Raw genomic sequence first — 12,969 nt, 5'->3', positions numbered from 1 at the left:
GCGGACTCGCCAGCCTGCGCATCAGACAGGCGCTTGCGCCAGTTGCAGAAGCTGGCATAGCCGATGCTCTGCTGCTTGCAGAACTGCATGGCTGACAAGCCGCTGTCTCGCTGTTGATCGACCAGGGCCTGCCATTGTTCGGGAGTGCGGCGTTTGCTCATGGGAGTAGTAACCTCGTATTGGAGAATTTGAGGCTACTGTAGGGCGCTATTCGCTGGAGTGGCAGGGTGTCTTAGAATGAACGCTTACCCCGGGAATCGGTAAAGGTCGTTGGGTTATTCGCGGCATAGGCATAGGTATTGAGCCCACCCGTGACGCCGATCGGATCACTCTGGATGTAGCGCCCTGTCGCCGGGTCGTAGGTCCGGTTGCGGTTGTAATACAGCCCTGTCTCACGGTCATGGTACTGGCCCGGGAAGCGCAGGTTGAACGCCACTTGCTGGCCGTCGCCGTCAACGTCCTGATTCGCCGTGGACTGGCCGTAGGGGCTCAGCACCGTGTTCCAGACGGTGGTGCCATTGCTGTTGACCAGCGCTTTCGGGGTGTCCAGGTAATCACTGTGAACGCTGTAGTGCGTCCCCCCCTCGCTGTAGCTCAGCGGCGCGAAGCCGGTGTCGGTATAGCGGTAGCGCCTGGTGGGCGTGCTCGCCCCGTCGTGGTATTCGGCCAAAAGGCGGTTGCCGGACCAAAGGTATTCGACGTTGCGCTCGATCTCACCCGTGACGGTCTTGGCAATGCGCCGGTTGGCGGTGTCGTAGGCGTAGTCCGCCGTCCAGGCGGGGCTGTCCGCTCCATCCGGGTAGTGTTCGGCGCCGGTCAGCCGGTTGCGCGCATCGTACTCGTATTCGGTAACAGCGCCCGTTTGCATGTTGGTCTTACGGATGCGGTTGCCGTTGGCATCGTGCTCGTACTCGACATCGGCGCTGGCAAGCAGCTTGTTGAAGGCGTCGTATTGCTGGCCGGCCTCCAGGCGGTTGCCGTTGGCATCCAGCTGGAAGTCATGGGTCTCCTCCCCATGGGTGGCCGAGGTAAGACGGTTGGCGTCGTCGTAGTTATAGGACCAGTCCGCGCCTTCGCCCTGGCGCTGGCTGACCCGGCCATTAGCGTATGGCCGGGAAAAGCCAAGGATGTACCTTAATTTTTAAAGAACTATCCAGATCAGGCTAATGGTCAGATCGACGCGAAAGATTGCCAGAAGAATAACAGTTACTCACTCTTGAGCTTATCGCCCAACTCTTTCGTAAACTGCCAATGATCGCCCGTATCAAATGCAGCAACCCAGGCGGCTTCTACGGTGTACGGAAGCATTCCATTACTGATTGGATGGAAAACAACTTTTACCTTGCTGAGCTGAATCGATAGGTCGCCAATAACAGAGCCCCGCGAATACTCCGTTACACCACCTAGACTTCTACGCTTCTTAAATCCCAGGGAGGACATGATCTGCTCTGTTTCGTCATCAGAGCCAGGATGGGGTACTTGATTCTGATACTTTGGGAAAAATGCCAACGACGGCTTTTTGTCTCCAAGCTCTCGGTGAGGTAATACCCTGTAGATGGCCGTCACGATCACTAAGACAACCACCGCAGCCAATATGATATCAATCATTTCACCCATTCCCTCACCTTTAAGGCCAGAACGAAGCGGTACGTCTCAGGCATCCACCTTCCGTGGCTTACTCACTGTAATTTATCCTTTAATCTATCTAAAAGACTACCCCCTAATTACTGGGAGCTTTCCTTTCTGAACCCAACTAGATCAAAGTGCTTCAATTATTATTTGAACTCAGGAGTTCCCAAAAGAACCAAACCCATCAGCATACCCCCCATATAGACCAGCCATTTTGTCAAGCTGTTTCTCCAGCTTCACGATCTCAGAATATTCTGGGAGTATCTTTTTCGTACAGTAACAGGTCCATTCACCTGTCTCGACATCTTGCTCAACAGAGACCGAAAAACCAGCTTCTTCAGCTTTTACAGCCACATACTCACCTGAGCTTTTTGAAGGCACTGCAACAAAAAAGTCAACCTCCATGGGTTTAGACAAATCAAACCCATTTTCCTGAAATTGATTTAAGGCATCGCCAGTTTCGTCATCAGGGAATTGGCCCATCTACCCTCCTAACCTAACCGAGAAGTCTCTACTCATCATACTCACCTTCCTGAAACAGATCGTCTGGCAGATTATCAGGCGACAATGGTTCATCAGAATGGCCAATAAACTCATCATATAGGCATCCCCCAGGAGTTACTATTTCTGGATCTTGAAGCAGTGCCAGCCTTTCCGTTCCAAGAGGAATTTTATCTATTTCAGGCACTGAACGAACAGAAGACAAAAATTTATTAACTACACTTGCTACAGCTTGATCTCCTTCTAAAGAGAACATCCCATACGAAATAGGAAGCTGGTCTAACCCTTTCCCCCAGACAAAGAAATAGTTAAGCACAATATGGAGAGACTCACGAATATCAGTATCCATGAGTTCCTCATACTTTTGCGACAAGCTTTCTAAATCTTTATAAAGAGATCTTATTGCATCAGTAACCGCGTCTTGCGCCATCTACAACTCCCCATCCTGTTGACGGTATCTCTTACCTGGCTGCTCAATCCTATTATAGTTGGTAGAACTGTTAGGGCCACCCTCCGCATCAAGGCGGCGAGACTCTTGCTTGTATGCTTCCCTACTGCTGTTTGCAGGGGTCCAATCAGTGGCTACGTGAGGATCATTGTTCCTATTTGCCTCTCTGCGGCCGGACGCTTGAGAACGTTTTCTGGATCCCTTACCGACATACGTTTTACCGCTAGCGTGAATATTCGTATAAGATCCTGGATGGTCCAGATCTACCTTTCTAGCAACCCCCTCAGCAGCATCATCCACCCAGCCATAGCTACCGGGCAGCACCAGACCCGCACCCAGTGCCGCCACCGCCATCGACTTGTCGCCCGCGCTGGCGCACTCATCCGACAGCGTATTATAGGTCTGGTAGGCATCATACACCGACAGCGCCATGTCCGCGGCGCCCAGAACCGCCGCCCCAATACACAGCCCGCCACAGGCGATCGTTCCATTGGGGTCCGCCAGGTTAACCGGATTCGCATTGGCATAGCGGTAGGCGTTGGCCCCGCCGCCCAGACCAATGGGGTCGCTCTGCAGGTACCGCCCCGTCACCGGGTCGTAGGTGCGGTTACGGTTGTAGTGTAGCCCCGTTTCCCGGTCGTGGTACTGGCCGGGGAAGCGCAGGTTGAACGCCACCTGCTGGCCGTCGCCATCAACGTCCTGGTTCTCCGTGGGCTGCCCGTAGGGGCCCAGCACCGCGCTCCAGACCGTGGTGCCATTGCTGTTGGTCAGCGCCTTCGGTGTGGCCAGCGCGTCGCTGTGGACGCTGTAGTCGCCATTGGCATCGCTGTAGCTCAGCGGCACGACGCCGGTCTGTGAGTACCGGTAGCGTTTGGTGGGCGTGCTCGCCCCGTCGTGGTACTCCGCCACAAGGCGGTCGCCGAACCACAGGTACTCAACCTCGCGCTCGATCTCACCGGTAACCGTCTTGGCAATGCGCCGGTTGGCGGCGTCGTAGGCGTAGCTCGCCGTCCAGGCGGGGCTGTCCGCTTCTTCCGGGTAGTGTTCGGCGCCGGTCAGCCGGTTGCGCGCATCGTACTCGTATTGGGTAACAGCGCCCGTTTGCGTGTTGGTCTTGCGGATGCGGTTGCCGTTGGCGTCGTGCTCGTACTCGACATCAGCGCTGGCAAGGAGCTTGTTGAAGGCGTCGTATTGCTGGCCCTCCTCCAGGCGGTTGCCATTGGCATCCAGCTGGAAGTCATGGGTCTCCTCCCCACGGGTGGCCGAGCTAAGGCGGTTGGCGTCGTCGTAGTTATAGAACCAGTCCGCGCCTTCGCCCTGGCGCTGGCTGACCCGGCCATTGGCGTCACGCGCATAATTGAACGCCGTGCCCTGGCTGTCGCCGAACTGCTGGCTGGTGTATTCGCCGGAGGCGTTGTAGCCCATGCTGGCACTGCCGCCGGGGTAGTCCAGCTGGGTCAGCTGGCCAGCGCTGTCGTAGCTGAGGCTGTAATCGCCCGCCGGGGTCTGAACGGCGGTAACCTGGCCGCGCTCGTTACGCTGCAGCTGATGGGTTTCCCCGGCCACCGTGCGGGTGGTGACCTCGCCCTCCGTGTTGCGCTCAAGCGCGATGCTATGGCCGTTGTGGGTGGCGGAAACCAGCCGCCCGGCCGCATCGTAGTCGTACTCGCTGGTCCAGCCATTGCTGGACTGGGTCACCTCGGTAACACGGTCCCGGGCACTGTAGCTATATTGGTACGTCTCGTTGGGCAGGGTGACCTGCTGCAGCCGCTGTTTCCTGTCGTAGTCGTACTCAATACGGGTGCCATCCGGCCGTGTCCTGGCAACCACATTGTTGGCGGCGTTATAGCTGTATTTGAGCGCCTGGCCATCCGGGCGATGCTTCTCCACCCGGCGGCCGAACTGGTCGTAGTCAAACGTGGTGGTATTGCCGGCCCAGTCGGTCAGCTGCTGGAGCCGCCCCACGGCGTCATAGCTGAAGCCGGTGCTGTAGCCCAGCCCGTTGATCACGGAGATCACGCGGCCCAGTGCGTCATACTCCCAGCGTTGTGTTTCACCGCCGGGTCGGGTCAGGCTGACCTGCCGGCCCAGCTCATCGTATTCAAGGCGCCGGGTCCGCCCCTCGGCATCGGTCACGCCCGTGATCAGGCCGGCATTGTTGTAACTGAACGAGGTGCTGCGCCCGAGCGCGTCCGTAAGCGTTACTAGATCCCCCTGGTCGTTCCACTCCATGGTCACGGTGTTGCCCATGGGATCGGTGGTCGTCAGGACATTCCCGCGGTCGTCATAGGTCATCCCGGTGGTGCGACCGCTCGGGCTGGTGACCGTGATGGGCCAGGGCTTGTTGCCGTCGTAATCGTAGGTGGTTGTTTCGCCCTGGGGATTGGTTTCACTGAGCAACCGGCCCTGGTCGTCGTAGTCGTACGACCATTGCTGGCCGGCCGCATCATTCACCTGGGTGCGGTTGCCATTGTCGTCATAGGTGTACGAGGTGACGTCGGTTCCACCATCGCCATTTTCCACAGCGATACGGGTAATGACCTGATCGTCATTGTAGTCATAGGTCCAGCGGGCACCGGTGCTGTCGGTTTTGACCACTTCCTGGTTGGACGCATCATGGCTGTAAGAATAGCGATTCTCGCCCTGGGTGTACTCGGTGACGCGGGAACGGTCATAGGTGACATTCACCACGTCCACACCGCTGGCATCCGTTACGCGCACCAGCTGCTGGTACGTCTGGCCGTCGGCATTGTTGGTGTAGCTTTCGTATTCATAGCGGCGTTCGCCGCCTTCCGGGTTTGTTACGCCAACGAGGTTGCCGGTGTCATCGTAACGGTACTGCCACTGGCGGCCGCCATGATCCTTAACCGTGGCGACACGACCCGCTGCGTTATAGGTCAGCTCCAGGAAGCGCCCGTGGTCATCGGCCATCCGGGTCAGGCGCTGCTGGTCATCGTACTCGTAATGGATGGTATTGCCGTTGCGGTCCACCTTCCTGATGAGAGGACCGGTGGACTCGAATACCCGATAACTCCCATCAGGCTGCTCAAGGCGGAGGGTGCCGTCATCCCGGGGCACCAACTGATCGTAGCGGGCGTCCGGAGTCTGGACGTTGCCGCTGTCATCCACGCTGTACTCGTAGCGCTTACCGTTCGGCAGCAGGACGATGTACTGCTTTTTCGGCTCGCCACTGTCCTCGTCAACCGTGACAGTTTCAAAAACGGACACTTCACAGTTGGCGGACCAGCCGTTGCCGAACAAGCCATCCCGAGGATCATGGGAATTATAGGTGCGACTCACCCCAAGCTGGGGGCGCCCGGGCAGGCCGACATCGGTATCGCTCCAGACGAAGTGCCCGGTCGGGATGTAGACCGGAGACCCCATACTCTCATCCCCGCAGGGATCGCATTGATCACTCTCGCAGGTCCCGGGAGGATCCTCGTTTTCTTCCGGTTCAGTCGTATCGTGGTTCTGGTCCCACGGGAAGTGGTAGGCCAGGGCCGGGTTGGCCGCCAGCACGACCAGAACCAGAGCAAGCCCTGAGAGAGCAGTAGCCAGTTTCTGGGCCATCGCACGTCCGGTCATCATCCTCACTCCTCCTTAAGCGCTTTGATCTGTTTCGACAGGCTGGACCGGCGCGCTTTCAGGTCACTGAACCGGCGAGCCACCGAAGGGTTCTCATTGAGCCATGCCTCAATCGCCCCGGCATGCTCGGCGCCATATTCGAGAAACGCCCGCTTGGTCACCCCGTTTTCCTCGAAAACACGGTCCACTTCGGACTGGACAATCCGCCCGACACGTCTCTGGTCCTCGTTGTCATACGGGGACTCCTTGAGCCTTGTCAGCCGCTGCTGGATGCCTTCAACGGTCAGGGCCAGGGCGCTGAGCCTGATATCAACGTACACCTCCGGTGTCAGTCTTGTTTCCCCGAGTGCCGAGGGCACCAGCAGCACAACCATTGCAAGGCAGCAGAGGCCTTGACGCCATGTCACCAGGTTCATAATCCCTTCCCCCTAGTAGTAGACCTGTTGGAGCTTGTAGACGGTCATCGACCGGAAACCCTGTGGGCCGACAGCCGTAATGCCGATCCGGTAGGTGCCTGGCGCTACAAGCTCGCCTTCATTGTTCGCTCCATTCCAGACAACGCTGTTGTCCCCTTCGGAAAAGCCCGAATAGCTTTCCTTGAACACTTCCGTTCCGGTTTCAGTGTTATCAACGCTGACCTCAATATCGGCGGACCCTTCAAGTCCGAAGTCGATGGTCGTTTCCTCGCCGATGGAATCCCCGGCCCGACTGCTTGGCACCAGGATCCTGGGAGTGATCTCCATCGAAGTAATATGGGCACCACTGCGCACGAAGATGGCGTTATCCGGAAGCGTCCACCCCCAGATCCCGAAGAGGTAGCTCTCCCCATCCGGAAGTTCCATGAGGGCACCGCTGTCGTCTTCGCCATTCCATGTGATCTGGTGGGTTCCCTTGCCCAGGACCTTGCGTTGCATGAACGTCACCAGGCGGGTGTTGAGGTTGAACAGCCCCATGAAGGCGGTAACTTCCGATGCTTCGGAAAGCGTGAAGTCAATGGTCAGGGGCTCGCCCGCGAGTGGCCTGAAACTGGAGGGTAATGTGCTCCTTGACGGGTTGAACTGCTCGCCACCAGTGGTGGGCCCCAAGTCCAGACGCTTAACCTCACCATCAATCTCATACAGAAGAACGGCCCTGTATTCCCCTTGCGGGACCTCAACGCCTTCGTCATTGGTACCGTTCCAGGTATCGGTATATTCGCCCGCCGAACGATCCCCCCAGGGCGCCAGGGTTTTCACGGTGCGCCCCTCGGGCGTTTCAATGACCACGCTTGCCGGCACTTCGCCGCCAAGGGTTGTCTTGATATCCACGGTTTCGCCCTTGGCGGTGTCGATCGTGTCCTGGCTCACGGAGAGATCAAAATCCGCATCAACCTCAACACGGACCACATCTTCAGCCGTTTGGTCATCTCCGGTCGTGGCCCTTACGCGGGGATAATAGGTTCCCGGCCGGTTGTAGGTGTGTTCAACGCTTGCCGAATCAGTCAACTGCCTGTCGTATTGACCATCCCCATCCAGATCCCATTCCCAGCTGACGATTTCCTGATCCTCCTGGTCCACGACGCTGGCATCCAGCGTGACCGAGAGGGGCGCTTTCCCTTCAGTCGGGCTCGCTGTTGCGTTGATGGTGGGCGCCCCCTCAGGGAGGGCCTGGATCTCCAGCGTTGGGAAATCCGCAGTGGCGGACTTGCCCAACGCATCGGTTACCCGGATAACCGGCTGAAAGCTGCCTTCATTGTCATAGACATGATCAGCCGTCAGGGCCACGCTGGTGCCACTGGTTTCCCGGGTCAGGTCATAGCTGCCGTCCCCGTCAAAGTCGAATTCCACCTGTTCGATGCCATCCTCATCTTCGGCGGAGACATTGAAGCTCACAGCCAATGGAGCCTCCCCGTTGGAGGGGCTGGCACCGGCATGGGTGATGGTGGGAGGTGGGTTGGCCACGTTCACTTTAACCGTGCCTTCTGCCGTTTCGTCACGACTATCAGTGACCCGCAGTGTCACTTCATACTCGCCCGGCTCCTGATAGGTATACTCCTGGTCACGGCCCACCGTTTCCGAACGGTCGAATGATCCGTCACCGTCAAAGTCCCATTCGTAACGCTCGATTGCCGTGTTGGTTGTCGCTTCGGGTTTGAAGGTTACGGTCAGGGGCGCATCCCCACTCTCGGGCACGGCCACGGGCGAGGCCCTCAGGGGATCCTTGACGGTATAGAAGAGACGGCTTTCATCCTCCGCGCTCAGCTCCGCGACGGCATCGCCGGCGGCCCTGATTCCGGGACTGAAATCCCCCTCTTCCTCCGGGGTCACGGTTTCCGAACATTCGGCCTGTTGCTCACTGCCGATTTCCTCGATAACACAGGCGGTATGAACGTTCCCGTCCCCTGAGATCACCTCAACAGTCACGTTGGAAAGATCGAGCGGGCCTGTGTTCTCCACCCGATAACGACGCTCGTACTCCTTACCAATGACCAGCTCAGGCCCCGGTTCCGTATCGGCAACCTCGCCATTCAGTAGCGGCGTTACTTCGAGGGACGGATAACCGGGGATCCCGTAATAATGGCTGACATCGGTATCAGAAGCCCGCTTCCACCAGAACAGCCCCTGCCCCCTTACCCGGCTGGTGAGAGCATGAGGGCCCTCTGTCGCAGTCCGCTCCAGTGAACAGTTTCTGGTCTGGCCGGGAAGCAGCACCTTATAGCCACAGACAATCTCTTCGTTGCCTTCCGTCCCGTCGGAAACGGCAACGCCGAACAGCACGATCTCGCCCGTATTCTGTACCGAGAGGGTCCGGCTAAGCGTATCGCCATTGATGGCTATAGCGCCGGGTTCCTGATTGGCTTCCTCACCGTCAATCGTTGACGATATGGAGATCCCCGCATCCCCCCATGGCTGAATCGTGGCAAGCGCCATCTGAGGCAGCATCATCCCCACGACGAGAGCCATGAATAACACCCAGGCGGGATGCTGTTTGGTTGTCTTTCCGTGGCTCGGTCCCTGCATAAAACTCTCCCGTTACCATTCCCTGCTATTCATCCGGCACATTCAGTTCCAGAGTGCGAACACCAACAGCGCCATTAAAGCTTGAGACGTTGACGGTCAGCGTGTGCTTTCCGGGCGCTAGACCATCCGCATCCCACAGCCATTTGAATGGCACGTAGCCCTGTTCTTCCTCGGCTACGAACTCACCATCAATGAAAAAAGCGATCTCGTACTGACTCTGATCCATGGCCCATTGATCCGCTTGCTCAAGATCAACGGTTGCCGTGAACCGACCGTCAACATCTATAGCCCCCTTTTCAACCGGCTGACCATCAACGGTTACCAGCACCTCCGGTTCACGCTCCACGCTCTGGGCGAGAAAAAAGTGCCTGGACAGACGCTCACCATTACGCTCCAGAGCCACCTCGCTCGAATCCGGCATCCGGTCAGGCCAGTCATACTGGCTTCTCCACTCGAGATATTCCTTGTCGGAACCGGAAGTGATGACGGAGTGTTCAGGCAGTCGATATCCGGTGAGCAACAGTCGCACATCGGGATTGTTCCGCAGATTAATAACCCCGTCCTCGTCGTATCCATCCCAGTGAACAATGTTCTTACCACTGACACGAGGCTGCCAGTTCACCAGCGTTCGCATCAGGGGACCAGCCTCGATACCCGCGCGGATCAGTACTCTTGAAGGATGCTCGAGCTGGAACCCGATCTTTCCATGGCTCGAGAAATCGGGTTCAATGCGTTCAATCACTTCCCCGCCGCTGTATTCATACGGGTTGTTGACGACTTTTCCATTCATCCTGAGTACCGGGGTGTACGCCTCATCCGGCACTATTTTCCCCTTGAGGTCGCGTCCATCCCATGTAATGGGAACGGTCTGCCCCACTTCGTCTTCCTCAATCCTCTCCTCCAGCACCCTGACGACATCCCTGTCCGGACTCCGGATCTCAAGCTTCAGGGTCCCGGCCTGATCCGCAATGACAGGGATCTCGAATGACTCTCCCGCTGAAGGGTTAAATGCCCTCTGACCATATGCCCCGATCTCAGCTCCGATGGCATTGCCGCTGATACCAAGAGCCAGCACCATTAGATTTACAATTCCAGCCCTCATCCTGAGGCCTCCAATTCACGAAGATCCGTCACTGACTCAGGCAACGGGATGGCTTCAGGCGATGCCTCCTCTGCCGACTGACACATCAGTTTCACCTGCCCATCAGTCCGCCTGATAAAGAAAACACCCCCTCCTTTTCCCACCATGGGGTAAAGATCCACGGCCTCCCCCTGTGTGAACTGGCTTGCTTTGCCTTGCTCCATGTCATACACCCAGATCTTGTAATGCCCCTTACGGTTTGAACTGAAATAAAGACGCTTTCCATCGCGAGAGAGAACAGGTTGTTTCGCAATATGATTCATAAGCGTCAGTTGTTCACCCACCCCACTTACAGCATCCTTTCTCCATATTTCCTGAATGATGCGCCCGCAGGATTCGACACAAAGAACGTTGGAGTAGAAAACGCTTTCCTGAGTGACATATGGCTCAAATTGAGCTGACCGCTGACTCAGAACCGTTTCAAAACGATCTTCCTGCACACTCCATGAAACGATATCCGTTTCCCTGCTGTTACGGTTCTTCATTTCAACAAGGTAGACCCTGGCACCGTCCGGGCTGATATCGGGTTGGGTATAGGCTGCGTCTTCAGATGGTGTATCAACCTCCTCTTCACCGGAATCGCCATGCCTGTAGTAAATGGCGCCATCTATACCCACATAGACAAGGAGGTTATTTTCCGAATGATAGGAATACCCCCTGGGCTCAAGGGCCGTTTCTATTACTTCCCAGGACTCGCCGTTTCCGGAGTGAAATAGTTTCCACCCCTCCCCCGAATGCCCCATGAAGGAAGCCCCGGTCGGAATACCAGCGCATTCCTCCGCATACCCGGAGGAAACAGAAACCATAAAAGAGAAAACGAAAGCTGACGCCAACCCTGGCCTGCGAAAAAACATAGCCTCACACCGTTACAAAGCGACGGAAGTCCGACGCCTGACATACTGAAAAACTCTGAACATAAGGCCGCCGACAACACTGGCAACCAGAAACATATAGATATAGTAGAAAGCACCAAACCCGGTCTCGGACCCGATCAGGAAACCATGAAGTACCCCGAGCACCATTGCCCCATAAACAAGGCGATGCAGAAAGCCCCAGGACTTTCCGATATAGCGCCTGAAAACAGCGGCAAGTACGCCGATCAGCAGTAATGTAAAAGCAAACCAGCCGACACTGACGGTCAATCTGAAATAATTATCGAAAACAGGACTGAGAAGTGAAAGAGGGAAGCTTCCACTCCGGAAGTAAACAGCCAACATAAAAAACACATAATGCAGACTGCCAAGAAGAACGACGAGAAGACCGGACTGCTTATGTCTTCTGAGAGTCGTTCCAGCACCCAGGGGATGATTCAATATGGCGCCCATAACCTGCCACCAGATTGCAATCACAGTCAGCAAGCCCAACAGCTTTGAGAACAGGTAAAATCCCTGCCCGGAAGGCATCGTCCCTCCGGTCAGCTCCAGGGGATAAACACTGAAACTCCAGGTCGTAACAGCTGCAAAGAGAACGCAGAACACGATCACTTCCCAAAGTGCATCAGCGTTCAGTACCTTCCGGGACCTCATTGTTGACTCGCCATTTCCATGCATTTGTTACCTGAACGGGCACACTGGGAGAGACGATCTATCGCTTGCTGTTCCGACTCGTCACCGGCATGTATGGGGAGGCCCAACTTCTGCCAGCCCACGAAACCATGTGGTTTCATAACAGTAGAGTGCTCAACGCCATTCCGCAGGAGTTTCCTGGCGACTTCGTAACCACGGAAGTCCTTGAGGCAATAGCTGACAACCATGTCCGCATTGCTGAGCCGTTCCGCTGTCTGTTCATTGACCTCTCTCAACTTGATGTTGAGTGCGCCTGGTATCCGGCTTGCCTGATACTCCTGGTCTTCGCGGGTATCCACAAAAACAACGTCCTTGTCAGAAGCGATGGCCTCAAGAACACCACTCACCGGAACGGTTTGAACCTCTTGATTCCCTTTCTCCATTACCTGACGAGCGACGCCATCACCGACGCTCCATTCACAGTCGCTCTCAAGGGAGCCGAGGACGCTATTCAACTCCTGAGAAAGCTTATCCACCGAATGGTTCGCCTTCAGGGAGGAATAAAGAGCATCAAAGAACTGCCCGTAACAGGTAACAGGCACGTGATGGCGATCAAAGCGGGATTGAAGGGTGCGGTAAGCTTCTTCTACGATATGGGAGAGTTCGTTATCTCCGGCTCCCCATGTAGAACTTTCCACAGAATGGATGACCTTCCCCATCCGGACGAGCGCTGGATCGGGATCAGGAATCCTGGAAAGAAGTTTTTCAAACGCTGCGGACTCACTATCCCTGACATACTGGCTTCCGGGGACAGCATAAGGAGTCCCGACGTCCAGATCCGTTCCAGAGGGGCGAACCTCGACATCAGCATCAGGGTCAATATGGCTGAGAATCAACCAAGTTGAAGCCCAAGCGTCGGGCTCCAGGCTTTGCCAGGTTCCATAGGTCGCTTTGCCATCACCCCCATCTTCAGAGGCGGCATATGACAGGCAGACCAACACCAAAAGAGGGACAAATAGCGCTATTCCGTGCCACTTCGCCACAACATCTTCCTTGTTCCGGATTACTCACCAGATCACCGTTCCACGGTGACACCGCTCCAATTCGGTAACTCTAATAGTTACATACACTTAACACGCCATCAACATTTCCGAGTTACAG

General features: G+C 56.3%; 13 protein-coding genes. 1 reads left to right on the top strand and 12 read right to left on the bottom strand.

What is annotated here, in order from left to right:
• Both tnpA and CK501_RS17130 read right to left on the bottom strand, forming a co-directional pair.
• Positions 1-161, bottom strand: a 161-nt coding sequence (gene tnpA / locus CK501_RS17300) for an IS66 family insertion sequence element accessory protein TnpA (protein WP_408607578.1), incomplete at its 3' end; no start/stop codon positions are given.
• A gap of 71 nt (positions 162-232) precedes the next feature.
• Positions 233-868 (bottom strand): RHS repeat-associated core domain-containing protein, encoded by a 636-nt coding sequence (locus CK501_RS17130; protein ID WP_095618689.1) that lies wholly within the window; start codon positions 866-868, stop codon positions 233-235.
• On the opposite strand from CK501_RS17130, the gene CK501_RS15685 reads away from it, so the two are divergent.
• The gene (locus CK501_RS15685) at positions 863-1,138 is read left to right on the top strand and encodes a hypothetical protein (protein WP_143421464.1); all 276 of its coding nucleotides are present in this window, start codon (positions 863-865) and stop codon (positions 1,136-1,138) included. The two genes, CK501_RS17130 and CK501_RS15685, sit on opposite strands and share 6 nt — an antisense overlap.
• A 68-nt stretch (positions 1,139-1,206) precedes the next feature.
• On the opposite strand, the gene CK501_RS15680 is transcribed toward CK501_RS15685, so the two are convergent.
• The 10 genes from CK501_RS15680 to CK501_RS15640 all read right to left on the bottom strand — a co-directional run bounded on the left by CK501_RS15680 (position 1,207) and on the right by CK501_RS15640 (position 12,851).
• Positions 1,207-1,617, bottom strand: a complete 411-nt coding sequence (locus CK501_RS15680) for a hypothetical protein (RefSeq protein ID WP_095618684.1) — start codon at positions 1,615-1,617, stop codon at positions 1,207-1,209.
• A 168-nt stretch (positions 1,618-1,785) separates the two neighbouring features.
• On the bottom strand, positions 1,786-2,112 hold the full coding sequence (locus CK501_RS15675) for a ribonuclease E inhibitor RraB (RefSeq protein ID WP_095618683.1): 327 nt from the start codon (positions 2,110-2,112) through the stop codon (positions 1,786-1,788).
• Between the two features lie 28 nt (positions 2,113-2,140).
• Positions 2,141-2,560 carry a hypothetical protein gene (locus CK501_RS16770; protein ID WP_143421463.1) on the bottom strand — a complete coding sequence of 140 codons (420 nt, stop codon included), beginning with the start codon at positions 2,558-2,560 and terminating at the stop codon, positions 2,141-2,143.
• Complete coding sequence (locus CK501_RS15670) at positions 2,561-6,166, bottom strand: RHS repeat-associated core domain-containing protein (protein ID WP_095618682.1); 3,606 nt, start codon at positions 6,164-6,166, stop codon at positions 2,561-2,563. It abuts the gene before it with no gap.
• Between the two features lie 2 nt (positions 6,167-6,168).
• Positions 6,169-6,579, bottom strand: coding sequence for a hypothetical protein (locus CK501_RS15665; RefSeq protein WP_143421462.1), 411 nt, complete (start codon positions 6,577-6,579; stop codon positions 6,169-6,171).
• 12 nt (positions 6,580-6,591) lie between these two features.
• Positions 6,592-9,105: a PKD domain-containing protein gene (locus CK501_RS15660; RefSeq protein WP_158223136.1), complete on the bottom strand. Its 2,514-nt coding sequence runs from the start codon at positions 9,103-9,105 to the stop codon at positions 6,592-6,594.
• An 82-nt stretch (positions 9,106-9,187) separates the two neighbouring features.
• Positions 9,188-10,240, bottom strand: a complete 1,053-nt coding sequence (locus CK501_RS15655) for a hypothetical protein (protein ID WP_095618679.1) — start codon at positions 10,238-10,240, stop codon at positions 9,188-9,190.
• A gap of 20 nt (positions 10,241-10,260) precedes the next feature.
• On the bottom strand, positions 10,261-11,157 hold the full coding sequence (locus CK501_RS15650) for a TolB family protein (protein WP_095618678.1): 897 nt from the start codon (positions 11,155-11,157) through the stop codon (positions 10,261-10,263).
• 12 nt (positions 11,158-11,169) lie between these two features.
• Positions 11,170-11,829 carry a ferric reductase-like transmembrane domain-containing protein gene (locus CK501_RS15645; RefSeq protein ID WP_095618677.1) on the bottom strand — a complete coding sequence of 220 codons (660 nt, stop codon included), beginning with the start codon at positions 11,827-11,829 and terminating at the stop codon, positions 11,170-11,172.
• Positions 11,826-12,851: a chromate resistance protein ChrB domain-containing protein gene (locus CK501_RS15640; protein WP_095618676.1), complete on the bottom strand. Its 1,026-nt coding sequence runs from the start codon at positions 12,849-12,851 to the stop codon at positions 11,826-11,828. Before CK501_RS15640 ends, CK501_RS15645 begins: the two co-directional genes overlap by 4 nt.
• Positions 12,852-12,969 lie beyond the last annotated feature (118 nt).

Origin of the sequence: Halovibrio salipaludis, assembly GCF_002286965.1 — a bacterium.
In the GTDB taxonomy this organism is placed as follows: Bacteria; Pseudomonadota; Gammaproteobacteria; order Pseudomonadales; family Oleiphilaceae; genus Halospina; species Halospina salipaludis.
The sequence above is the reverse complement of the archived record's forward strand: the minus strand, read 5'-3'. Positions and strand labels throughout refer to the sequence as shown.

Coding starts and splice junctions, on each gene's coding strand:
- CK501_RS17130 (WP_095618689.1), bottom strand. CDS start 868: ATGCAAACGGGCGCTGTTACCGAATACGAGTACGATGCGCGCAACCGG.
- CK501_RS15680 (WP_095618684.1), bottom strand. CDS start 1,617: ATGGGTGAAATGATTGATATCATATTGGCTGCGGTGGTTGTCTTAGTG.
- CK501_RS15675 (WP_095618683.1), bottom strand. CDS start 2,112: ATGGGCCAATTCCCTGATGACGAAACTGGCGATGCCTTAAATCAATTT.
- CK501_RS16770 (WP_143421463.1), bottom strand. CDS start 2,560: ATGGCGCAAGACGCGGTTACTGATGCAATAAGATCTCTTTATAAAGAT.
- CK501_RS15670 (WP_095618682.1), bottom strand. CDS start 6,166: ATGATGACCGGACGTGCGATGGCCCAGAAACTGGCTACTGCTCTCTCA.
- CK501_RS15665 (WP_143421462.1), bottom strand. CDS start 6,579: ATGAACCTGGTGACATGGCGTCAAGGCCTCTGCTGCCTTGCAATGGTT.
- CK501_RS15660 (WP_158223136.1), bottom strand. CDS start 9,105: ATGGCTCTCGTCGTGGGGATGATGCTGCCTCAGATGGCGCTTGCCACG.
- CK501_RS15655 (WP_095618679.1), bottom strand. CDS start 10,240: ATGGTGCTGGCTCTTGGTATCAGCGGCAATGCCATCGGAGCTGAGATC.
- CK501_RS15650 (WP_095618678.1), bottom strand. CDS start 11,157: ATGTTTTTTCGCAGGCCAGGGTTGGCGTCAGCTTTCGTTTTCTCTTTT.
- CK501_RS15645 (WP_095618677.1), bottom strand. CDS start 11,829: ATGAGGTCCCGGAAGGTACTGAACGCTGATGCACTTTGGGAAGTGATC.